Below are 23,133 nucleotides of genomic sequence, written 5' to 3'. Positions count from 1 at the left end.
ATTAAATAAAGAAGCCGGTACCGCTTATAAAGTTGGAATCTCCGGTTAATAACTATAAATGGCACAAGTTTTGAAGCATTGAAATAAAGGCTTTAATTTGTGCCATTATTATTTAACAATAACTAATCTATTACGATGAAAAAGACTCTATTCATGCTGGTAGTTGCAGCCCTTTTCAGCGCAGCTTCCGAAAAGGCGTTCGCCCAATTTGAAAAAGGAGATAAACTATTGAATGCAGGTATCAACCTTGGCGGTACCTACGGCGGCGGTGGCGTCGGAGTAGGTGCTTCATTCGAAGGCGGCGTGCATGATTTTATCAGCGTAGGTGCTCAGGCCGACTTCGTTACGTGGAACTACGGTTACATTGGTTACAAATGGAGATATAACTTCTTCACGGTAGCTGCGCGTGGTTCTTACCACTACGGAAAGCACTTTCTGAAACTGGACAACCTCGATCTGTACGCAGGTCCTTCATTGGGTTACCGTATCTCTTCGTTCAGCGATCCTGATGGCTACTCGGGCTTCTACGACGATGGCTACGGCAGCGGCGTATTCTTCGGTGTATTTGCCGGCGCGCGTTACTATTTCAAGCCGAATATGGGCGTATTCGCTGAAGTTGGTTACAATGCATCCCCTCTGAAAGCAGGTATCGCATTCAAATTCTAAGAAATTCCAAAAGCATAAAAAAGCGGGCTCTGAATGATCAGAGCCCGCTTTTTTATGTTCCTGCTAATTAGAAATTCACTGCAAACGTCACGTTTCCAGTCCGTAGCATCGGATTGAACGACGGCCTGATACCAAATGTGAGCGGCTCCCCGCGGCGGATCAGTTCGCGGCGGATGCGGCTGGCTTTCGACCCGTTTTTACCTGCCTTGATAAAACCCACCGTGCCGAATGTGGCGGCACCCGCAAAGCCTCCCACCATCATATAAGCGCCCTTGCGCGCACGCAGCTCGTCCTGGTAACTTTTGAAATTGCCATTATCATCCACGGCACTGGCAACGATCCCCGTACCGATCCCCGCAACCACAATGCCCACAGAAGTGCCCACAATGCCCATGATCATGCCCGTTTTCGAATGTGATTTGTAATATTTGTACATGCTGCGAAGGTGTTCCGGCGAAGAACTGCGTACGTCGTCCGCGAACTGTACGGATGGTTTTACCGGTCCGACAGGCGCTCTCCGCACGGGTTTCGGTTCTTCGCGCTGTGGCGCTTCGGGCTTTGTAGGCGAATAATAGCTCTGGACTTCCAGCGTCGCTTCGAACGTTTCCACTTCACCGTTCCCGTAACGGATCGATGCGATTTCACTCTTTTTAACGGAAAAAAGCGGCCCTTCCGGGTCGCTCAGTTTTTTGTATTTTACGATTTCATTATCCACCTCCTGGATCAGTACTTCCAGTCTGGACTCGTCACGCAGGATGATTACATCCGCCTTGCGGGGCGTTTGCGCGTACGCCTGCGCGACCAATAGCAGCATCAACATGGCTAAAAGCTGGCTTTTCAGCTTGGGTAGAATTACTTTCATTTGAAACGAGTTGTACAGAATGATTTAACTCTATGAAAGTAACCATTTTTCTCCAATCAGAACGACAACCTTAGCCCCAACCGCGCCGACTTAGTGAACGGATCGATCGCCGGCGTAATCCTCAGCGTGGTCAAAGGCTGGTTACGGCGTTCCAGCTCGGTCTTGATTTTTTCGGCCTTTCGGCTATGTATTTTGAAGTTTTTATATCCTATTAACCCAAACACAACCCCTACCGCAGGGCCGGCTATCGCGAGCGAAGTTCCGATTGTTTTATTGTCGGGGCTGTCGCCGGTGCTGGCGACGATAATGCCGGATACCAGCGTCGCGACGGCCACGGACGTAAACACTATGGCGCCTTGTTTGCCGTCGATCGCGCGGTTATGATGGTATTCATATTTATCCCGCAGCTGGTCTGAGTTAGCCATCACGACACTTTTCTCAAACGGATCAGTGGGCAGATTGTTCATGTCCGCGTACTGGCCCACGCTGTCGGGTGGGATACGACCCGGTGGAATGGAATCCTTTACATTGATGATTTTACCGTTTTTCAGCAACACCCGCGCTACCTGATCGAGATAGATATACGTCGCCGCGCTGTCGGCTTTGCCAAGGTCACGGTAGTTGATCTTTTCGTAGCTCATCTGCGTAATCAACGCCTGAATGCGTGAACTGTCGCGTTTGACGATCACGTCGTTCTTGCGGCCTTCCTGCGCAAAAGCGTTCTGGCATAGCAATGCTGCCAGCAATATTTGTGACAATAAAATGACTTTAGGTAATGTGTGTGCCCGCATAGTTTTAGGTGTTTTGAATGGAAAATGTGTTTTAAACGTACACAACTTTTCAGCATTCAACAAAAACCATGCTATCACATGCCGAACTTATTCAATTGCTTCACCAACACATCGAAATCCTTCGGGTAAGGCGCTTCTACGCGTATATCCTCTCCGTTCATAATCGCAAAAGACAGTGACCGCGCATGCAACGCAACACGCTGAATAAGAGGCTGTTCCTCCGTATCTTTTTTCAAATTGAACTTGCGTTTCAGGCTAGAAAGGAAAATCTGCTCGCCACCATATTGCGGGTCACAGACGATCGGCGCTTTCAGGCACGACAAATGCACGCGGATCTGGTGCATGCGCCCTGTAATGGGGATACATTCCACTAAAGTGTACCCGCGGTAAACCTGCAATGTATTGAAAATAGTCTCGGCCTCTTTCCCCGCAGCCCTGTCGATTTTAACAGCTGTACCATTTTTAAGTGGCAGAATGGGGAGGTATACGGAAATGTTTTCCAGATCATGAATGCCGTTCACGACAGCGTGGTACCGTTTGGTTACCTCGCGGTGCTCGAACTGCATCGCCAGATGCCGGTAGGCTGCCGGATTTTTGGCGAATGCCAATGCACCCGAGGTCTCTTTATCGAGCCGGTGCGCCGCCTGCAACTCGGGGTTATACTCTTTGGCAAGTCTCAGCACGCTTCCGCCGCGGTCGGCCGTACGCTCGTCGAGCGTTGCCAGGTGCGGCGGTTTGTTGACCACCAGAAAGTCCTCGTCCTCAAATAATATGATGTCTTTGAAATTGATTTTCATAATGTTTCTATAAAAATAATCCGGATGATGCGCCCCATTTTCGGCCATTCATCCGGATTCTTTCGGCCACAGGCCCGTATCCGCTGCAAAGATAACTATACTATTTGTTTCTGTAAACTTCTTTGCGGTTCTCAAACCAACGCACTCACCTTGGTCGGGTTCGGGTTGATCGTGTCTGATTCGACGAGGCCGTCGCGGAGGCGGACGATGCGGTGGGCGTAATGGGCGATGTCCTCTTCGTGCGTTACCATGACGATCGTGTTGCCCTTGCTGTAAAGCTGGTCGAAAAGATCCATGATTTCGTAGGACGTTTTAGTATCGAGGTTACCAGTCGGTTCGTCGGCGAGCAGGATGCTGGGATCGTTCACGAGCGCACGGGCGATGGCAACGCGCTGGCGCTGGCCGCCGGAAAGTTCATTAGGTTTGTGACCGGCCCGGTTTTCAAGACCAACGTTTTTCAGCGACAGCATGGCCTTTTCGGTCCGGTCGGCTTTGCTCAGTCCCGCGTAAATGAGCGGCAAAGCCACATTGTCCAGCGACGACATTCTTGGAAGCAGGTTAAACGTCTGGAACACAAACCCGATTTCCTTGTTGCGGATCTCGGCCAGCTCGCTTTCGGTCATGTCGCTGACGTCCTTGCTGTTCAGGATGTATTTACCGGTCGTAGGCGTGTCGAGGCACCCGATAATGTTCATCAAAGTCGATTTACCAGAGCCAGACGGCCCCATAAACGCCACATATTCCCCCTTGTTAACCGAAATCGTAACGGATTTAAGCGCCTGGATGATTTCGCTGCCCATTACATAGCGCTTGGCGATCTCGCTGGTTTCAATGATTTTCATGTAAATGACTTTTCAGTTGAGAAGTTGGACTGTCACGATGCGGCGGAAATTTTACGAAAATATGCTTGTACAAAGAAAGACGCCAATACAACGGGCGGCGGAATATCGTCGTTGGTCACATGCCCCTCCCTCTTCCAGAACCCGGCGGCTTCGAAACGCGCCGTCCATTCGCCATCGCTCACCTGCCATTTGCGGCGCGTCCACGAGTCGAATTTCCATTTGTAATGCATTCCGTCGTAGGTAATCCGGGCCGAGCTTCCGAGCAAATTATATTCGATTTCTCCTAATTTGCGGCTGCCGTCGATATCGCGGATTTCGGTGTGCCGCTGGAAAAATCCTGTGGTTTTGAATGTGAGCATGTAGCCGTCCAGCTCGCCGCGGCCATCGTATTTCCAGGGGGATGTTTTAAGGATGCCGGCTATGACTTTGCCCCGGAAAATCCGGCATTCCGTTTCATTGAAATTGGATTTCCAGGACAAGGCCGTCATTGGTGAAGTGTAATTTTTGAGATGGCTAAAATATCAAATCATTAAAATGCAGCTCTTTGTTTTTCGATAAGTGCCCGCATCGGCTGATAGCGCGCCAAAAAACGCTGATAACCGGCTGGCAATGCATACTGCCGGACCTTCTCTTCGCCCTCTGCAGCCTGCCCCAGCAAGCCCTGTTCGAGGCTCAGGTAGGCATATTGTTCCCAAAGTTCTGTCGCATATTCGTTGTAACGCAGGGCATCGAGCACCAGCTGATACGCCTCTTTTACCTGCTTTTTGCCCCTGTAAAACTCCGATGTCGCCGCTACAATGCGCGCATCGAAGGGGTTGGTTTTTACCGCCTTATCAAAATTAGCAGCGGACGGGGATTTTGACAACACCGCGAAAAGGGAATCCGACACTGATTTTGGCTTAGCGCCGGAGAACAATGTCTGTTTCAACTGCTCCAAAGCCGGGCTTTTTTCCTGATCCTGGATTTTATCGAGCAAAATCACGGCCACCTCCTTTTTACCCGCTAATGCATTAGCCACCGCCATCCCGATCGTCCCTTCAATGCCCTCCACGACCGACAGCGACTCGATGGCCTTATCGTACAGCCCGAGCTGCAATAGCCAGTGTCCCAATATTTTGTGGTACAAATCACTTTTTTCCCCTTCCTCAGCCGCCCAACCCGTCAGGACTTCAAGGGCTTTCAGCTTGCTGCCGCTATAAAACTCGGGGTATAATGCGGCCAGCGACAAGTCTTGCGACAATACCGGGTTTTTCGCCGCCAGTTTTGGCAGCAATGCGGCCGGTAAAGTGTCGAAACGCGCTTGATTCGTGGCGTAATTGAGCAGATATGCCAACGACGATACGCTCAGCAGCGAATCTTTCGGTACAGCCTGGGGGTTAAATGCCTCTTTGGAAAACCGCTGCCGCAGGTTCTGCACTGCAAGCCAGTTGGCCTGCCAGGAAAGGTAATCCCGTTTCTCGGAAGCTTCTGCTAATGAATCCAGTAACCCCGAATCTGTGCTTTTCGCGAGGATAGCGAGCAGGTTCGTCGCCGGGATCTCGGGGCGGATTGCATTGTTTTTCGCCAGGTCGAGGTAGTAGTATGCCGAGTCGGCCACATTGGTTTTGGAATACAGCATACCGAGGTTGTTCAGCAGTTCGCCATTGGCCGGAAAGCGGCGGATACCTTCCTGTAAACTGTATACGGCATCGAAAAAGAGGCTTTCCTGCATCAAAATCCCGCTCAGCCCCGCATACGCCTGCGGCGACGGGTTTTTCAGCAATGCCTGCCTGAAATAGTAAGCGCCCGCATTCCGGTCGCCCTGCTTCAACGCGATCGACGCCAGCGCGTAGTTCGACTTATGATTTTGAAATTCCTGCTGCAATGCCAGCTTGTAGTACTGCTCGGCGAGGGTAAATTCCTCCGTTTTCGTATGCAGATCGCCCAATCCATTGAAATAGCCTGCAATCGCCTGGTTCACCGGCAGAAGCCTTTGCATGGAAAACAGCACCACCACGCCCGCAAACCCGAACAGGCGCGTCTGCGTGAGACCAAAGCGGAGCGGTTTGTACAGCACCTTGTAAACAGCCAGCTTTTGCTGAAATACCTCATAAAAATTGACCAGGATATAAAACAGGAATAGAAGCCCCATCGCCAGCTGGCCCTGAACAGTCACGTCTTCTAATGTTTCGAGTACCGGATCATTCGCCATCCCGGCCGTTAATCCTCCAAAAGAGACCGCGCTGATGAACAGTCCCATATACAGCCAGAAGCCCGCGCTGCGGAACGGCAACACGCCCTGGGTCGAATCGGCGCGCCTTCTGAAACCCCAGATCCCCAATATCCCTGACGCCAAAGCAAGGTAGAACGGATTGATCAAAGTCACATTCCAGTCGATCTGACGGGTATTTTGGAGGTAAATCAATAATAAAAGCAGCAAATAGAGCACGCTGATCACGATAAACTGTACGAGGCCCGACCGGCCTTTGCCCGCCTGCCCGCTTGTGCTCAGCCACACGAGGCCGGCCATGATCTCAGTGGCCGAAACGAGCAGGAAAAGGATCGTAACAGCCAGCCAGAATGGAAAAGAATACACCGCGGCCGTCAATGCAGGCACAGGCGACGCCGAACCGAATGCCACCAATGCACCGAGGACCAGCGACACGGCCGCCAGTCCCGCAATGCGAATGCCCATGCCCAGATCCGGCCGGAATGCATGGAAATAGTAGGTAATACCGCCATATAAAACCGTCGCCAGGAGAAACAGAAACCGATTTTCCGCGCCGAAAACGCCTAAAACCTCCAATCTCGAAAACGCAAGGAAGAGGATGAAAAGGATCATCCCCGCCAGGTACCAGAAGCGCGACATGGTAGTGAGTGCTGCGAGCAGCAGCGAAAGGCCGATCAGCGCGCCGGCCCAAAACACGTAAACTGTCACCGCATTGATTTCCATCACCGAAGCCATAAAGCTTTCAGTCACCAGTTGCGTCGGCGTCGAAACGCCGTATTGCCATTGTCCAAGTTGCAGCACATCCACTACCGCACTGGTTTCCGACAGTTCGCTCACCACATTCCACCGCACGACATTCCCGAGCGGATCGGCAAACTGCCACACCAAAAACCCAATCCCCAAAACCAGCACCAGGAAAGCACCGACCGCCATCCGCCGTTCAGACGGCGACCACACCTTCCAGAAAATTAAATCGCTCATATTGTATTAGTTAAATCGGCATCCGGTCGTAATCCGGGAATCTCCACGAGATTGTTTGTTCCAGCAGTTTCGGGCCGAATTAAGATTTTCTGCTAAAATTTCCTTTAATCTCCTCTTCGACGTATTGCCGCAAGTTAGCCAAATCACCATTGGCGGGCTTCCGAAATGATACGAAGTCGTCATCTTTTGTAATAACAATGGCATTTTTTGCCTTTGAAATCGCAAATTTCTCGGCATCGCAAAGAACAAGAAGCTGGGCAGAAAAACAGGGAAGTTTGAAAGTTTCCGTGATCCAAACGGCTAACGACGGCGGCAATTGGGCGTCCAGAATGATCATCAGGCCGCTTGCAGTACGGGGTGATTCCGTTTGGCTGCAGCGTAAAGCAGGCACGCGGTAACATCTTCCAATTCCAGGTCAGGCAACTCTTCGGTCACGATCTGGTCAGGAGTGAGCCCCGCAGCGAGCAGTTCGATCACGTCGGTCACCCGGATACGCATACTCCGGATGCAGGGCTTTCCCCCGCATTGTTTCGGATTGAAAGTGATACGTTCCAGAAGCGGCGTGTTCATCTGCATTTTTGATGATGTTCAAATCAAATTTAGGCGATTTTGATAACTATCTCAAACGTTGGCGGGGTTCGGCGACCGCTCAAAAAGTTCCCGCTGCTACCCTGCCAAACCCACTTTCCGGAAATATTGAACACAGTTTTCGGAAAAAACGGGTGATTTTCTAAAAAATATCCAATAATTCACTTTGTCAGCTATTGGTACTGACCAAATTATCTCCTACTTTTGCGGTCTGAAAAAAACCTCATCCGAGATAATCAAAATTATATAATGGCAAACGCAGCAAACGTAGGAAAAATTACGCAGGTAATTGGCCCGGTTGTAGACGTATCATTTGAGGATAGCGGACGTATCCCCGCGATCCTTGATGCGTTGGAAGTCATCAAACCAAACGGTCAGAAAGTAGTTCTCGAGTGCCAGCAGCACCTTGGTGAAGACCGTATCCGTACTATCGCGATGGATAGTACAGAAGGTATGCAACGTGGCATGCAGGTTGTACCATTGGGTGCACCTATCAAAATGCCGATCGGCGAAGGTATCAAAGGACGTCTCTTCAACGTAATCGGTGAAGCGATCGACGGTCTTACTCCGCTCGATTCTTCAAACGGTATCTCTATTCACCGTGCAGCTCCGAAATTCGAAGAGCTGGCAACCGCTACCGAGGTACTTTTCACAGGTATCAAAGTAATCGACCTGCTTGCTCCTTATGTAAAAGGTGGTAAGATCGGTTTGTTCGGTGGTGCGGGTGTAGGTAAAACCGTATTGATCCAGGAGCTGATCAACAACATCGCGAAAGCATATGCCGGTCTATCGGTATTCGCCGGTGTGGGTGAGCGTACACGTGAAGGTAATGACCTGATGCGTGAGATGATCGAAGCGGGTATCATCAAATACGGCGAGGAATTCAAGCACAGCATGGAAGAAGGCGGCTGGGATATCTCCAAAGTTGATTACAATACACTGAAAGATTCGCAGGCCACATTCGTGTTCGGCCAGATGAACGAACCTCCTGGCGCACGTGCTCGCGTGGCATTGTCAGGTCTCACAATGGCTGAGTATTTCCGTGACGGAGATGGCGAAGGTCAGGGCCGCGATATCCTTTTCTTTATCGATAACATTTTCCGTTTCACCCAGGCAGGTTCTGAGGTATCCGCTCTTTTGGGACGTATGCCATCTGCGGTAGGCTACCAGCCTACGCTGGCTACTGAAATGGGCCAGATGCAGGAGCGTATCACCTCTACCAAACGTGGTTCAATCACTTCCGTACAAGCGGTTTACGTACCTGCGGATGACTTGACTGACCCGGCTCCGGCAACGACATTTGCCCACTTGGACGCTACGACCGTATTGAGCCGTAAAGTATCTGAGAAAGGCATCTACCCTGCTGTGGACCCGCTTGACTCCGCTTCGCGTATTTTGAATGCAGAAACCCTGGGTGCAGCACACTACGATTGCGCACAGCGTGTGAAAAACATTCTTCAGCGTTACAAGGAATTGCAGGATATCATCGCGATCCTTGGTATGGAAGAACTTTCCGAAGAGGACAAACTGGTTGTATCACGTGCACGTCGCGTAGAACGCTTCCTGTCGCAGCCATTCTTCGTTGCTGAGCAGTTCACCGGTTTGAAAGGAACATTGGTGGATATCAACGATACCATCAAAGGCTTCAACCTTATCATGGACGGTGCATACGATCACCTTCCTGAAATGGCTTTCAACCTCGTGGGAACCATCGAAGACGCTCAGGCGAAAGGAGAAAAAATGCTGGCGGAAGCAGGCAAGTAAGTTATAAAGTTCATGAGTTTATGAGTTTAAAGTCTAAGAGTTTCTCACTCATGAACTTTAACCTCATGAACTTTAAACTCATAGACTATTATGCATTTAGAAATCATTACCCCAGATAAAAAGGTATTTGCCGGCGAGGCGAATGCCGTTACATTGCCGGGTACCGAAGGACAGTTTCAGGTTCTGAACCGTCACGCGCCGCTGGTCAGCACGCTGGGCAAAGGTGATGTGGTAGTCGATACCGGCGCTGCGAAACAGCATTTTGTCATCGACGGAGGTGTTGTCGAAGTGCTGAACAACAAGGTATTGGTTCTCGCCGAAGCAGTTCTATAAGAAACAGATTAATTGCAAAAAACGGATGCTGTGCAAATGGCATCCGTTTTTTGTTTTAATATCCTTGGAATAACTAATCACCGTAGTTCGCTCACTGGGTTCAACTCTTTAGGGCTTTTCTTGTTATATTTATGTATCAACCAACCGCAGCATACCATGAAATTCGTGTTAAGAGAAGGACAAATGCTTGAAGACGTTTTTCCGACCGCGGCACAGAAAAAGATTTTCCCCGCAGCCGGATCATCCTTGAAAAGTAAAAAACTCGACGCTCGAAAATTTGTTGGAGTAATCAAAATAACCGACGATGCGTTGGACATCCAGCGCCGCATGCGTAATGAGTGGAACCAAGATCCTGATTGATACCAATATTGCTATCAACCTTTTTAAAGGCGATGAGCGCCTTGCCAATCTTTTGCAGGGCCGCGAGGCCTACGTATCGTTTGTAGCTGAGCTAGAACTGTTAGGTTATCACGGCATCAGCATTGAAGAAGAAGTCTGGGTAGAAATGTTTCTGGAACAATGCTGTATCATCGATATCAACCCCGGCGTTAAAGAAATCACCACCTACGTTCGGCGTCAGTACAATCTGAAACTTCCCGACGCCATCATCGCAGCAACTTCCATTTTCCTGGGCGTTCCCCTCCTATCCACAGACGACCATTTTGATCGGGTCAAAGAGCTGATTTTTATATTCTATCAACCCTGATTCCCTAAATCAATCACCAACAAAATCGCCCCGCTCGAAAGCGCTTCAAAATCAATTTCTTCCACATTCCGTAACGCCAGACCGTCTCGGCGTTCGAGGAGGCGATTTTGTACTTCAAATGCGCCTTCTATAACGAACACAAATGCGCTGCGGCCGGCGTTCCAGCTCGTGAAAAGGCCTTCTGCCCGGCCGTCGTATTGGCCGATGAACAGATGAGCGGAGCTTCCGTTGTAGCCCCGGACCGGGAGAAGGACATTCTTTTCACTCAAATCAAACTGCGTGGTGATGCCGGATAATGACATCGGGGTGCTTAAAAATTGTTCATCATCAATCCTAATCTGCAAATAGTTGACCGCCTCATCAGGATATGGATTGGTAATCGTGTAACTCTTTTCCGGCGACGCCAATACGAACAATGCTTCGCCCGAATTGACAAACCTCGCCTCCCTACCCTTCTCTCCAAACTCTATCGCCCCGACCAGCGGAAGCAAAATCACCTGACAGAACCGCTCAACACACAGCAACTGGCTGCATTCGGGCATCAATACCTCGTCGTTCAGCACTTCCAGCGTTCCGAACGCTTCCCGGTCCGCGGCGCGATATTCTGCAAAGTTGAATGTCCTGGAACTCCGAAAGCCATCCGTTTGAAACTGCCCGCGAAGGCTTTCCAGGTATATTTGAGCGGCTGTCTGGGTCAACATCATGATCGAATTTTGGGGTTTACAAGGACCGCTGACGGCCGTACGTTTTTACCAAACAGTGGTCGGCGGTCGGCCAGCGGTGGTCAGCAGTCATCAAGCACTCACGACAATCGCGTGCGTCAGCTCGTATCCTGCCGAAGCACTGCCGGTAACGGTGGACATTTCGGTACTTACGCCGTCACCAAAAACGTTGTCGCGCGCATTCGTCGTATCTGCCTGCCCGTGGCTCGCATACACGCCTTGCGCAAACACGACCTTGCTGATCTCTTCCGGGAATGCAATTTGCGTCACCAACAGCGATTTCCCGCTCGCATTATACACGTGCACGTGAATGTGCACCGCACGGCCCGAGTACCAGCCCGGGTAAATGCTCGTAAAAGTCACTAATCCGTTCGCATCGGTAGTCTGACGGCCCCGGAGGAAGTGTACGCTTGTGTAATTCGTCGATTGCATGCCGCTCCCGCCATATTCCGAGTAATTGCCGGCCGCGTCGCAATGCCAGATGTCCACCAAAGCGCCTTCGAGGCCTTCGCAGCTATTGTTTTTGTTTTGAATTGTAATCTTCACAGTCAGCTTGGTTCCCTGGCGATCCGAAGTAATGTCGTTGGAAACGAGGCTGGAAGGTGATTTGGTCGGGAAAGGTCCTTCGGTTTCGGAAGCAGTAATCGTGCAGCTGCCCGAGGTCGAGCCCGACGTTGAGCCGGAAGTACTTCCGGTTTCGGTGGCAGTTTCAGTGGGATCGACCGTGTCGTTCGAGCAGCTGATCACCGGGATAATCGCGGCCAGGCCCAATGCCGAAAATCCCCTTTTTAAAAATTCCTTGCGTTCCATATGTGCAACAGTTCTGTGAGTTTAAATACATTATCGTATTCGTTTCACCCTTTGTTGCGGAATAACACGGATGTGTCGGTCAACAGCCAGATTTTACCGGTGAATCAGCCGGACGGCTTTTCACGCCTGCTGGTTTTTCCAACGTTCGATAAACTCGACATAACTATCGCTCACCGGCAACGCTGCGCCGGATAGTAGCGTAACCTTCTTGTTCTGAATGGATTTGACCTGAACATTCGGCACAATGTAGCTCCGGTGAATGCGGCTGAAAGCATTTTCCGGCAAAATTTCCAGAATACCCTTCAACGACATGAGCGTCATCACCGGATGCCGCGAACTCAGCAAATGGATTTTAATATAATCCTCCATCCCCTCGATGTAAGCAATGTCGCTCAGCACGATTTTGATCGCCTTATATTCCGAACGCACGACGATGGATTCCTCCGCCTGCTTCGGTTTTTTCAGCTCAAAACGTTCCGCAGCCTTCTGTACCGCCTTTTCGAAACGTTCGATCGTGATCGGTTTCAGCAGATAATCTACCGCTTCCAGCTCGAAACCCTCGTACGCGAACTTTTTATGTGCCGTTGTGAAAATGACCATCGGCCGCACTTCCAGCCGCGCCACCAACTCCAAACCCGTGATATCAGGCATATTAATGTCGATCAAGAGCAGATCGACCGGGTTATGTTTCAAAAAACGCGCGCCTTCCACGGCATCGTCGAACCGGCCTGCCAATTCCAGCACCGGAAACGCAGCGATATAATTTTCCAAAACACGCAAAGCCAGCGGCTCGTCATCGATGATCACGCATTTCATTGGCCTTTTAGCTTTAAATTCACGGTAAAAATCGCTCCGTCGTTGCGGATATCGAGGTCGTAGGCGCCTGCGTAGAGCAAGTCGAGGCGTTTTTGGGTATTCAAAATCCCCACACCCTTCCGCTCTTCGTCCTTTTGGCGTTCGATAATGCGGTTTTCGCAGAAAAACCGGATATCCTTCTTCGCAATCTCCACTTCAATGCGGATCAGAGAATCGCGGTGGTTGCTCACACCGTATTTGAATGCATTTTCGACAAAAGTCATCAGGATGAGCGGCGCTATTTTAACGCCTTCCGCATCTCCTTTCACGTCGAACGACAGGCTGGTTTTCGAATTCAAACGCAGCTTTTGCAATTCCACGTAGTTTTCAAGACACGTAAGCTCATCTTCCAGCGGTACAAAATGCTCCGTTGCCTCTTCGGTAATGTACCGCATCATCTGTGAAAGTTTGAGAATGCTCGGCGCGGTATGTGCGCTGCTGCTGACGGCGAGTGCGTAAATGTTATTGAGTGTATTAAAAAGGAAATGCGGATTAATCTGCGCTTTGAAAAACGATAGCTCGGCATGGGCTTTCTCGGCTTCGGAAAGTATCGCCCGCCGCTCGCTCTGCCGCCATTCACGCGATATGCGGATCGCCATCGCCACCACCCACACAACGATAAAAAGCGTAAGGCTCACAAAATCGACCGCCCTCGCCTGTGTCGGCTGGCGCCGGGGCATCGGGCGGGGCGCTTCCCCCGGAGGCGGGCCCGGCGGACCATTCCGGAACGCTTCATGAGGCGGTTCGGGCCGGGCTTCCCCACCCTGCTGCTCCTGCTGAAACTTCCTGAATATCAGCTTCTCAAATGGCTGGGAAACGTAAATCAGCACCAGCAGCCCGACAAATATGGCTGTGTATGCGGCATAATGCTGTTTCAGATACAGTTTCGGAATTAGTACCAGCAAATTCCCATAAAACAAGGCCGCGTAAATGAAGAAAAACAGCCAGAACCACCAGGAGCGCAGCACCAGCAGGGGCAATTCCGTGCCGGGCTGACGCGATACAATCGTCAGCGGCAGGCTCATGAACAACACCCAACCCAGCAAATGAATGATCCAAAGGTGCTTAGCCTTAAACATCGTGATGATGGCGTAGAAACTGCTATGCTTGTACTTGATGACGAAGATAGGAGTTACATTCAGAAAAACTTTCCTATTTTCGAAAACCACATTTTTCACTCCATCCATGCAGCAGCCCTCAACCCGAAACGAACTTTTCAAGATCCTGGGCGTCGGATTTGGCATCGCCGTGACCGTCGGCGGCACCATCGGCACCGGCATTCTCCGAAAGCCCGGCCCTATTGCCGCCCAGCTCGGCGATCCGGGGCTCATCATGGCATTATGGGTGGCGGTGAGCCTTTACGCATTCCTCGGCACGCTTTGCACGATCGAACTAGGCACATCGGTCCCGCGTGCGGGCGCATGGTATGTGTATGCGCAGCGTGCGTTCGGCAACTACGCGGGGTTTGTGGTGGGCATCAATAGCTGGCTGGGCACCTGTTCTGCACTGGGTTTCGGCGTTTACACCATGAGTGAATATCTCGCTTTACTCTTACCGCAACTCGCCGGTTATGAACCGTATGTGGCAGCCGCTATCCTGCTCGCGCTCACGGTGATACACTGGATCGGACTGGCATTGGCGAGCAGTTTTCAGAATGTGATGAGTTTGTTAAAAGGCATCGGCCTGTTCGCATTCGTGGCCGTTTGCTATTTGTACGGAAATGAGGTGACTATGGCGGAAGCGGAAACGACAACCAGCAAAATCATCGAAACCGGCTCGTGGATCGCACCGGTCATTTTCTCGCTGCAAGCCATTTTTTACACGTACGACGGTTGGCACACAGCCGCATATTTTTCCGAAGAAGACCGCGATCCTTCCAAAAACCTGCCTAAATCCATGATCGGCGGCGTGCTCGTGATCATCGCGATATACCTGCTGTGCAACCTGGCCATTCTCCACGTGCTGCCCATGACCCAGCTGGCGCAATCAAAACTAGCTGCCGCCGATGCCATTACATTGATTTTCGGCGAAGGCTCGGGTAAAATCGTCACATTATTCCTGATGATTTCAATTTTAGGTATAGTAAATGCACAACTACTGTTCAATCCTCGTGTACTATATTCCATGAGCCGCGACGGATTGTTCCTGAAATCAGGCGTGACGGTGAACCAGGGCGGCACGCCGGCCGTGGCAATGCTCATTACTTCCGGCGTCGCTATCACACTGATCCTCATTGGAAAAGACGCAACGGAGAAGCTTTCAGACATTGCTACTTTCTTCTTCGTGCTGGGTTACACGTCCGGTTTCGCCTCGCTATTGGCATTGCGCAGGAAAGAACCCGAGCTCCCGCGACCGTGGAAAGTACCGGCCTACCCTTTCCTGCCGATACTCATGCTCATTCTGTCGATTGCATTTCTCGTCGGCGCCGTCGTCCAGGACTTGGCAAGCAGCCAGTATGCGTTGCTGTTTTTAGTAATCAGTTACCCGGTTTACCTGCTCGTCAGGAAGCTGAACCGATAGCAAGTTTTTTGCAATTTTATTTCAAATAAATTGCATATATAATAAAACTACTTAGTGACATGCCGTGGAAAAAGACGTTCATCAACCTGCCGTTTCTGGCAATTTTAGCATGGCTGAGCCTGGCCTTCCAATCGTCGGAAGAAGATTTTACCCAGCTCATATCCAACAAGTTACTGCATTACCGGAGCACATTGCCGGTTGAAAAGGCCTATCTGCATTTGGATAAACCCTATTATGCCACAGGCGATACCATCTGGTTCAAGGCCTACCTCACCGAAGGATCACTGCATCTGGCCGATAGCGCAAGCAACCTGCTCTATGTGGACCTGATCGAGCAGCGGTCCGGAAGAAATGCCGCATTAAGAAGGGTTCAAATGACCGGCGGCATTGGCCACGGCGAATTTGTACTCACCGATTCGATCGCCGCCGGGGCATACACCGTCCGAGCTTACACCAACTGGATGCGCAATGCACCGGAAGATTTTTTCTTCCAAAAAAATATATATGTGTTTAATAATCAAGAAAATACATCTGGAAATAATGCTACCGGCCCCATTGACCTGCAATTTTTCCCGGAAGGCAGCCAGCTCGTAGCTGATATCAATACCCGCATCGCATTCAAAGCTGTGAACGCCGACGGGCTGGGGCAGGACGTGAGCGGTTTCGTGCTGGCTCAAAGCGGCGACACGGTAGCCTCGTTCAGAAGCGAGCATTTGGGTATGGGACGGTTTCAGTTTGCACCAAAAACAGGAGAGACTTACCGGGCATTCCTGCGGGGCGAGGGTAGCCATGTAACGCCGGTCGCATTCCCGAAAGTGGAAGCGAGCGGCTACACGATGGTCGTCGACAATCTTTCAAATCCACTCAAAATGAGGGTGATCGCGTACGCGAAAATTCCGGGCAAAAGCGAAATCCCCGTGCACGTGGTCGGTCATGCGCGGGGCATTGTGGCATTCGTAGCGAAAGGAAAAATCGGCAGCCGCGGTCTGATGATGCAGTTACCGACCTCCGAATTGCCCGACGGCATTACCCACCTCACGCTATTCGACGACCAGAACAGACCCGTTTGCGAGCGCCTCGCATTCATCAACCATTCGGGAAGCCTGCGGGTGGCCGTCAAACCCTCCAAATCCGACTACAAGCCCCGCGAGAAGGTAGATCTGGAAGTAACGGTGACCGACTCCGCCGGAAAGCCGGTCGAGGCAAACCTTTCGCTGTCCGTTACCGACGCCGGCCAGGTTTTACAACAGCCTTTCGAACAAAATATCGTTTCATATTTACTACTATCCTCTGATTTAAAAGGCATTATCGAACAACCTGCCTATTATTTCGACCCGGAAAAGTCGGAGCGCAAAATCCATATGGATTATCTGATGATGACGCACGGCTGGACGCGCTTCCGCTGGGAAGATGTGCTCGCCGATAGCATTCCGCCCGCCAAACGGTTTGTGGAGCAAGGCGTTACCCTGGAAGGCGACGTCAAACGAAATAACCGGAAACTGACCGAAAAAACGGCATTGTCGCTTTTCCTCAGTAATGACAGCCTGAGCACGTTCATGACTTCCGAAACGGACGAAAACGGGCATTTCACCATTTATAACCTCGCTTTTTCCGATACGCTGCAAGTGCGGCTGCAAGGTATGAGCAAGAAAAACAACCAGAGCCTGTCGTTCACCCTTAACCCATTCATGCCGCCGCGTGCTGCATGGGTTAAAATTCCGTTCAAGCCCGTCACGGTAGACGCCCGGCAGCTGGCCGACTTCCTCAAAAATGCCGCGCAGGACCAGGAAATTTCCCGGAAAATCCGCGAAAACCGCGAACGTCTGCTTCGCGAGGTGACGATCAGGGCGAAAAAAGAAACGCCGCGCGATTCGCGGAAACTGTATAATTCGGCGGATGCTACATTGAAAATCACGCCGCAAATGGCCTCCGGGAACATGTCGGTGCTCGATATGCTGCAAGGGCGCGTGGCGGGTGTGTCCGTGATGGGCTCGGGCATGAATGCAATGGTGTCAATCCGCGGCAACAGGGGCGAGCCGCTTTTCGTACTGGATGGTATGCCGGTCGACAAATCGCTGATCACGTCGCTGAATGTTTTCGATGTAGAGTCGATCGACGTGCTGAAAGGGGCGTCGGCTGCCATTTTCGGCAGCAGGGGTGCGAATGGGGTGATTTCGGTACTCACGAAGCGTGGAAATGAGAATTACGACTATTCGCAGGATATCGTGCCGGGTGTAATGGTGACCAAAATAGCCGGCTTCCACATCCCGCGCGACTTTTATTCCCCTGCTCACGGCCCAGATTCGGCCGATCTCACGCCGGATTTCCGGTCGACCATTTATTGGGTGCCCATGCTGCGCAGCGGCCGCGACGGCAAGGCCCGCGTGAGCTATTACCATTCCGACGCCGTGGGTACTGCCGACGTGCGGGTGGAAGCCCTCACCGCCGCCGGCCAGCCCGGATTCGGGAAATCGGCTTATACCGCCCGCTAGGCCGGTAATCGCGGCCATCCTGGCATAAGATTATATATATTTCGACGTTAGTATACTTATTTGCGTAGATTTTTGGGCAGAGCATACACACAAAATTTGGTAACTTTGTTATTTACACAGAAATAGCCGGTCAAGTCCCACGATCTGATGGCGCATGATTACTATATGAGGACCGAATATTTGAAATTCACCCTTCTGATTTGCCTGGTCTCAGCCTCCTGGCTGGCAGCACCGGCGGATGCGCAGCGCCGTAAGGATCGTGAAAAACAGGAAGAAAAAGAGGACGCCGTGTCCGCCAGACTGGCTACGGAGAGCATGGCGACCGAGGGGATGAAGTTTATGATGAAAGACGAGGCCGACCGCGCATTGCCGGTTTTTGAAAAGCTCGTCGGAATGAAACCCCAGGACCCTGCCTCGCATTACCTGCTTGCCACTGCGCTCATCAAACTTGAAAAATACGACGACGCCATTAATGCTTCGAAGAAGGCGTTCGACCTCGATAAGGACAATATCTTCTACGCCCAGCAGCTCGGCGAGCTGTATGCCAAACGCCGCAAATACGCGGAAGCCGCTCAGATTTACGAAACCCTCGTGGCCAAAAGCCCCGAAAACATTGAATACGGCATCGAACTGGCTGCGGTATATGTCTTCAACGACCAGTTCGATAAGGCGATCGAAACTTACGACATGCTGGAAAAATCGATGGGGGTGACGGAAGAGATCACGCACCAGAAGCAGCAGCTCTATTTGCGCCAGAATAACCTGGAAAAAGCCCTGGGAGAAGCTAAAAAACTCATTGCCGCCGAGCCGGGGGAAGTGGGCTACCGCGTGGAACTGGCCGAAATGCTGATCGCCAACGACCGGATCGTGGAGGCCGTGGCACCTTTGGAGGAAGCATTGAAAATCAACCCGGACGAAGCGCAGGCACACGTGCTGCTGGCAGATATATACCGCCGCAACGGCGATGTGCAGAAATGCAACCAGGAACTGAAACTCGTATTTGCCAACCCTAATCTCGACGCCGATCCTAAAATCCGCGTGCTTTCCGGCTATCTGACGATGCTCAAAACCGAAAACGAGGTGAATGAGGCCGTATCGCTCGCCCGCCAGCTTTCTGAAACGCACCCCAACGAATCCAAAGCCACGGTTATTTACGCCGATTTGCTGACGCGCCAGGGCAAAAAGGCCGAAGCGCGCGATCTGTACCTCAAAGCGGTGCGGACCGATCCCAATGTATTCCAGGTTTGGGGCGCGATTATCCAGCTGGACGGCGATCTGAACCAGATCGACAGCATGCTCGTGCACACCGAAAAAGCATTGGAGCTGTTCCCGAACCAGGGCATGTTCTGGTACTACAACGGAACGGCCCAGCTGATGAAAAAGAATTTTAAAGAGGCCATTTCGGCATTGGAGGAGAGTTTGAAACTGATGGGCGATAATCCCCAGCTGGTGCCGATTATACACGCCCAGCTCGGCGACGCATTCAACGGCATGGGCGATCATGAAAAATCGGATGCGGCTTACGAACTGGCGCTCAAAGGCAATCCCGACAACGACCATGTTCTGAACAATTACAGCTATTTTCTATCCCTGAGAAAGGAAAAGCTGGACCTGGCGCTCAAAATGTCGGAAAAACTCGTGCAGCAGCACCAGAACAATCCCACTTACCTGGACACCTACGCCTGGGTACTTTATATTCGAAAAGACTACAAAAAAGCCAAGGAATTCCTCGAAAAAGCGATGCTGGACAGCAGTTCGGTCAGTGGCACAATTGTTGAGCACTACGGCGATGTGCTGTTCAAACTAGGCGAACGGGACAATGCGGTGGCCCAATGGAAGAAAGCCAAGAGAATGGGAGAGACCACCGAACTTCTTGACAAAAAAATAGCAACAGGTGCATTACATGAGCAGTAAAATTTCGATCGGGTTGTTGGCCATGTGCCTTACATGGTTCACAGCTTGTCATAAACCACGTTCTTCCAACAATACTTCCCAAAGTTCGACCACAGATACAACCCTGATCACCAGGGGCCCGGTACCGAAAGACACCACCGCCGCGGACAGTGCAGGCAAATCCACCGCCGTGGTGCCCGATGCGGGTGAGCCTATGCCTGAGGTGAAGGTAAATGCAGTCGATTTCGACTATCTGACGGCGAAATCCAAGTTTTCTTTCAAAAGTGCGAAGCAGGATTTTGACAATACCAATGTCAATATCCGGATGAAAAAGGACAGCATTATCTGGCTCTCGGTGACCGGGGTCGGCCTGGAAGTGGCGCGAGGTATTATCACGCGGGATTCCATTGTTTTTATGGATAAAATCCACCGTGATTACTTTGTTTTCAACTACGAGCAGCTGAGCAAACAATACAATTTCGACCTCAATTTCGAGCTGCTGCAATCGGTAATCATCGGTAATATGCCTTTTGAAATGCAGGAAGACGGCCGCTTTGTGAAAGAGAATGACTTTTACATTCTCAAACAGCTCGTCGATCGCCTCGAAGTCGATAATTACATTGCCGAAAAAAATCAGAAGCTCTCGCGCCTGAAAGCGACGGAACTGCCTACGCAGAATACCTTTACCCTGGATTATGAGGATTTCAGGGAAGTAGGGGCATTTTTATTCCCATTCATGAGCCACATCAACCTGAACGTGCTTTCGAAAGACCAGAAGATGCTGGAAACGACCATGCGCCTCAAACACAGCAAGGTGGAATTGGTGAGCCAAAGCCCCGGTTTTCCGTTCAATGTTCCTTCGAGCTACAAGCGTAAAAGGTAAAATACAGAAAGTCTGCTTAACTTTGCCCGCCGTGAGATGTATTTTTGGCCGCAAGTATTAACATTATGCCCTTTCGTACCCCTGGTAGCCGTCGTTTTTGGTTAGTGCTTACATTCGTGCTTTGTGCATGCGCTGGCGCGTTCGCGCAAAAAACCCGCGAGCAGCTCGAACGCGAAAAGGCTGAAAACCAGGGAAAAATCAGGGAAATACAAAGCATTTTGAAACAGACTTCTTCCCAAAAGAACGTCAACCTCGGCCAGCTCAAAGCGCTTAATCAGCAAATCAACACCTACAAAAAACAGATCGACCTGCTCAGCGACGATCTGGAAATCCTCGACCGCGAATTAAAAGTGCTCGAAAAACGCCGCCAGTCGCTCGATAGCAGTCTCGCGGTGCTCAAAAAAGAGTACGGTCATATGATTTACGAGGCTTCCAAACGGAACGCCTATTTCAATCAGCTTGTTTTCCTGTTTTCGGCGGGTACTTTCAACCAGTTCGTGCTGCGCTACAAGTATCTGAAACAATATACCGAGGCGCGCCAGGGAAGGGCAAAGGAAATCGACGCGCTGCAAAAGCAGGTATTGGCCGAACGCCAGCGTATTACTTCCAAAAAGAACCAGCAAAAGAACGTCCTCGACACCCGTGTGACAGAAAATAACAAACTGGAAGGCTTGAAAGTGAAGCAAAACGAGGTGATCCAGGAGCTTTCGCAAAAAGAAGTGGAACTCCGCAAGCAGATCGCCGAGAATAAGCGCGCTACCGACCTTTTGGAAGCCAGCATCCGGCGCATTGCCGAGCGCGAGCGCCGCGAGCGGCTCGAAAGGGAACGTCGCGAGCGGGAAGAGCGCGAAGCACGCCGCAAGGCCGAGCGCGAGCGCATTGCCCGCGAGAATGCGGAGCGGGAGAAAAAAGGCGAGGCCGCCGTGGAAGCTCCGAAGGAAGTGGAGGAGGAGCCCGCCGTTTCGAGCGGGATGAGCGAAGAAGAAACTACCTTGGCATCGTCGTTCACGGCATCGCAGAATCGCCTGCCGTGGCCGGTAAAAGGCTTCGTTTCCAGCCATTTCGGCCAGCGGCCGCATGCGGTTTTGAAAGGGGTAATGGTGGATAACCTCGGTGTCGACATTCAAACGACCGCCGGGGAGCCGGTACGGTCTGTTTATGACGGAACCGTGCTCGACGTAACCGAGTTGCCCGGAATGGGCAGCGTGGTGGCGATCCAGCATGGTAACTATATGACGATTTACGCAAAAATGTCCGGCGTGTCGGTGCGCGCGGGACAAAAAGTGAAGGCGCGGGAAAATATCGGGCGCGTGGCGACCGACAGCGACGGCACTTCGGAATTGCAGTTCCAGATCTGGAAAAACACCTCACGCCTGAACCCCGAAAACTGGCTGATACACCGGTAACGGTTTCTGCTTGTATGTAACAGTGGGAGGCGAGTCAGGAATAGTCAGGAGTTGTTCTTCTGCTCACAATACACGACCAGGCCACACTAACAACACCTGTCCACACACGACAATACCTGACCACACTTAACAATACCCGACCATGTCGACGGCCGGATTTTTAATTACCAATACCGATAACCACCATGTCTGTACATACTGCTGATATTAAGCGCATTACGACCCACGTGATTCAGGAAATGAAAAACCGTGGCGAAAAAATATCGTGCCTTACCGCCTACGACTATTCCATGGCGGGCATCGTGGACGCCGCCGGCGTGGAGCTAATCCTCGTGGGCGACTCCGCTTCCAATGTCATGGCCGGCCATGAAACGACCCTTCCGATCACGATCGACCAGATGATTTATCACGCGTCGTCCGTGGTGCGTGCTGTGAAGCGGGCGTTGGTGGTGGTGGATTTGCCTTTTGGCTCTTACCAGGGCAATTCCCGCGAGGCATTGAACTCCGCGATCCGCATTATGAAAGAATCTGGCGCGCACGCCGTGAAGCTGGAAGGCGGCCTGGAAATCAAGGATTCGATCACGCGCATATTGAGTGCCGGCGTGCCGGTAATGGGGCATTTGGGGCTTACGCCGCAATCTATTTACAAATTCGGGACTTATACCGTTCGCGCAAAGCACGAAGCCGAGGCGCAGAAATTGCTGGAAGATGCCAAGATGCTGGAAGAAGTAGGCTGTTTTTCAGTTGTATTGGAAAAAATCCCCGCCAAACTAACCAAGCAGGTTTCGGAAAGCATTCAAATCCCGACAATCGGAATTGGCGCCGGGCCGCATGCCGACGGCCAGGTGCTGGTGATCCACGACTTGCTGGGCATTAACAAGGCATTCAAACCGCGTTTTCTTCGCCATTACGCCGATCTGAACGGTATTATGACCGACGCTATTTCCAATTATATCAAAGACGTAAAAGGAAAATCATTCCCGAACGAACAGGAATCATATTGACCTTTTAAA

General features: G+C 51.2%; 23 protein-coding genes. 11 read left to right on the top strand and 12 right to left on the bottom strand.

Features of this window, described 5'->3' with window-relative positions:
• Positions 1 to 135: 135 nt before the first annotated feature.
• Positions 136 to 666: a hypothetical protein gene (locus tag H144_RS0123745; RefSeq protein WP_019944607.1), complete on the top strand. Its 531-nt coding sequence runs from the start codon at positions 136 to 138 to the stop codon at positions 664 to 666.
• A 67-nt stretch (positions 667 to 733) separates the two neighbouring features.
• On the opposite strand, the gene H144_RS0123740 is transcribed toward H144_RS0123745, so the two are convergent.
• From H144_RS0123740 to H144_RS0123705, 8 genes are all read right to left on the bottom strand, one after another.
• Positions 734 to 1,528, bottom strand: a complete 795-nt coding sequence (locus H144_RS0123740; protein ID WP_019944606.1) for a hypothetical protein — start codon at positions 1,526 to 1,528, stop codon at positions 734 to 736.
• A gap of 56 nt (positions 1,529 to 1,584) precedes the next feature.
• The gene (locus tag H144_RS0123735) at positions 1,585 to 2,286 is read right to left on the bottom strand and encodes a hypothetical protein (RefSeq protein WP_229207976.1); all 702 of its coding nucleotides are present in this window, start codon (positions 2,284 to 2,286) and stop codon (positions 1,585 to 1,587) included.
• Positions 2,287 to 2,393: 107 nt separating this feature from the next.
• Positions 2,394 to 3,116, bottom strand: coding sequence for an RluA family pseudouridine synthase (locus tag H144_RS0123730; protein ID WP_019944604.1), 723 nt, complete (start codon positions 3,114 to 3,116; stop codon positions 2,394 to 2,396).
• A 131-nt stretch (positions 3,117 to 3,247) separates the two neighbouring features.
• Positions 3,248 to 3,958, bottom strand: a complete 711-nt coding sequence (locus tag H144_RS0123725) for an ABC transporter ATP-binding protein (RefSeq protein WP_019944603.1) — start codon at positions 3,956 to 3,958, stop codon at positions 3,248 to 3,250.
• A 32-nt stretch (positions 3,959 to 3,990) separates the two neighbouring features.
• A complete protein-coding gene (locus tag H144_RS0123720; RefSeq protein ID WP_019944602.1) occupies positions 3,991 to 4,446 on the bottom strand; it encodes a hypothetical protein in 456 nt (151 codons plus the stop codon).
• 41 nt (positions 4,447 to 4,487) lie between these two features.
• Positions 4,488 to 7,148 carry a UDP-N-acetylglucosamine--peptide N-acetylglucosaminyltransferase SPINDLY family protein gene (locus H144_RS0123715; RefSeq protein WP_033403237.1) on the bottom strand — a complete coding sequence of 887 codons (2,661 nt, stop codon included), beginning with the start codon at positions 7,146 to 7,148 and terminating at the stop codon, positions 4,488 to 4,490.
• Between the two features lie 79 nt (positions 7,149 to 7,227).
• The gene (locus H144_RS33035) at positions 7,228 to 7,485 is read right to left on the bottom strand and encodes a hypothetical protein (protein WP_063826419.1); all 258 of its coding nucleotides are present in this window, start codon (positions 7,483 to 7,485) and stop codon (positions 7,228 to 7,230) included.
• On the bottom strand, positions 7,485 to 7,718 hold the full coding sequence (locus H144_RS0123705) for a DUF433 domain-containing protein (protein WP_033403264.1): 234 nt from the start codon (positions 7,716 to 7,718) through the stop codon (positions 7,485 to 7,487). The genes H144_RS33035 and H144_RS0123705 overlap by 1 nt, the downstream gene beginning before the upstream one ends.
• Before the next feature lie 267 nt (positions 7,719 to 7,985).
• Between H144_RS0123705 and atpD the strand changes: the two genes are divergently transcribed.
• The 4 genes from atpD (at position 7,986) to H144_RS0123685 (ending at position 10,539) form a co-directional block, all read left to right on the top strand.
• Positions 7,986 to 9,500 (top strand): F0F1 ATP synthase subunit beta, encoded by a 1,515-nt coding sequence (gene atpD / locus H144_RS0123700; RefSeq protein WP_019944599.1) that lies wholly within the window; start codon positions 7,986 to 7,988, stop codon positions 9,498 to 9,500.
• A gap of 90 nt (positions 9,501 to 9,590) precedes the next feature.
• Complete coding sequence (gene atpC / locus H144_RS0123695; protein WP_019944598.1) at positions 9,591 to 9,833, top strand: ATP synthase F1 subunit epsilon; 243 nt, start codon at positions 9,591 to 9,593, stop codon at positions 9,831 to 9,833.
• A 156-nt stretch (positions 9,834 to 9,989) separates the two neighbouring features.
• A complete protein-coding gene (locus H144_RS34645; protein ID WP_019944597.1) occupies positions 9,990 to 10,193 on the top strand; it encodes a hypothetical protein in 204 nt (67 codons plus the stop codon).
• Positions 10,168 to 10,539, top strand: a complete 372-nt coding sequence (locus H144_RS0123685; protein ID WP_019944596.1) for a type II toxin-antitoxin system VapC family toxin — start codon at positions 10,168 to 10,170, stop codon at positions 10,537 to 10,539. The genes H144_RS34645 and H144_RS0123685 overlap by 26 nt, the downstream gene beginning before the upstream one ends.
• Here H144_RS0123685 and H144_RS0123680 read toward each other — a convergent pair.
• The 4 genes from H144_RS0123680 to H144_RS0123665 all read right to left on the bottom strand — a co-directional run bounded on the left by H144_RS0123680 (position 10,530) and on the right by H144_RS0123665 (position 14,146).
• Positions 10,530 to 11,243, bottom strand: coding sequence for a pirin family protein (locus tag H144_RS0123680; RefSeq protein WP_019944595.1), 714 nt, complete (start codon positions 11,241 to 11,243; stop codon positions 10,530 to 10,532). The two genes, H144_RS0123685 and H144_RS0123680, sit on opposite strands and share 10 nt — an antisense overlap.
• A 90-nt stretch (positions 11,244 to 11,333) precedes the next feature.
• Positions 11,334 to 12,071, bottom strand: coding sequence for a dioxygenase family protein (locus H144_RS0123675; protein ID WP_019944594.1), 738 nt, complete (start codon positions 12,069 to 12,071; stop codon positions 11,334 to 11,336).
• A gap of 120 nt (positions 12,072 to 12,191) precedes the next feature.
• Positions 12,192 to 12,887, bottom strand: a complete 696-nt coding sequence (locus H144_RS0123670; RefSeq protein WP_019944593.1) for a LytR/AlgR family response regulator transcription factor — start codon at positions 12,885 to 12,887, stop codon at positions 12,192 to 12,194.
• Positions 12,884 to 14,146, bottom strand: a complete 1,263-nt coding sequence (locus tag H144_RS0123665) for a sensor histidine kinase (RefSeq protein ID WP_169409427.1) — start codon at positions 14,144 to 14,146, stop codon at positions 12,884 to 12,886. The genes H144_RS0123670 and H144_RS0123665 overlap by 4 nt, the downstream gene beginning before the upstream one ends.
• Between H144_RS0123665 and H144_RS0123660 the strand changes: the two genes are divergently transcribed.
• The 6 genes from H144_RS0123660 (at position 14,112) to panB (ending at position 23,124) form a co-directional block, all read left to right on the top strand.
• Positions 14,112 to 15,446 carry an APC family permease gene (locus H144_RS0123660; protein WP_019944591.1) on the top strand — a complete coding sequence of 445 codons (1,335 nt, stop codon included), beginning with the start codon at positions 14,112 to 14,114 and terminating at the stop codon, positions 15,444 to 15,446. The genes H144_RS0123665 and H144_RS0123660 overlap by 35 nt on opposite strands.
• 59 nt (positions 15,447 to 15,505) lie before the next feature.
• Positions 15,506 to 17,938: a TonB-dependent receptor plug domain-containing protein gene (locus H144_RS0123655; protein ID WP_019944590.1), complete on the top strand. Its 2,433-nt coding sequence runs from the start codon at positions 15,506 to 15,508 to the stop codon at positions 17,936 to 17,938.
• Between the two features lie 180 nt (positions 17,939 to 18,118).
• Positions 18,119 to 19,852 carry a tetratricopeptide repeat protein gene (locus tag H144_RS0123650; RefSeq protein WP_229207975.1) on the top strand — a complete coding sequence of 578 codons (1,734 nt, stop codon included), beginning with the start codon at positions 18,119 to 18,121 and terminating at the stop codon, positions 19,850 to 19,852.
• Entirely contained in the window at positions 19,842 to 20,714 is an 873-nt protein-coding gene (lolB1, locus tag H144_RS0123645; RefSeq protein WP_019944588.1) for a lipoprotein insertase outer membrane protein LolB1, read from the top strand. The genes H144_RS0123650 and lolB1 overlap by 11 nt, the downstream gene beginning before the upstream one ends.
• Positions 20,715 to 20,779: 65 nt before the next feature.
• Positions 20,780 to 22,120 carry a murein hydrolase activator EnvC family protein gene (locus H144_RS0123640; RefSeq protein ID WP_033403235.1) on the top strand — a complete coding sequence of 447 codons (1,341 nt, stop codon included), beginning with the start codon at positions 20,780 to 20,782 and terminating at the stop codon, positions 22,118 to 22,120.
• A 185-nt stretch (positions 22,121 to 22,305) separates the two neighbouring features.
• Positions 22,306 to 23,124, top strand: coding sequence for a 3-methyl-2-oxobutanoate hydroxymethyltransferase (gene panB, locus H144_RS0123635; protein ID WP_019944586.1), 819 nt, complete (start codon positions 22,306 to 22,308; stop codon positions 23,122 to 23,124).
• The last annotated feature ends 9 nt before the right edge of the window (positions 23,125 to 23,133 follow it).

This window comes from Dyadobacter beijingensis DSM 21582 (assembly GCF_000382205.1).
In the GTDB taxonomy this organism is placed as follows: domain Bacteria; phylum Bacteroidota; class Bacteroidia; order Cytophagales; family Spirosomataceae; genus Dyadobacter; species Dyadobacter beijingensis.
Note: the sequence above shows the minus strand (reverse complement) of the source record. Positions and strands in the feature narration are given on the sequence as shown.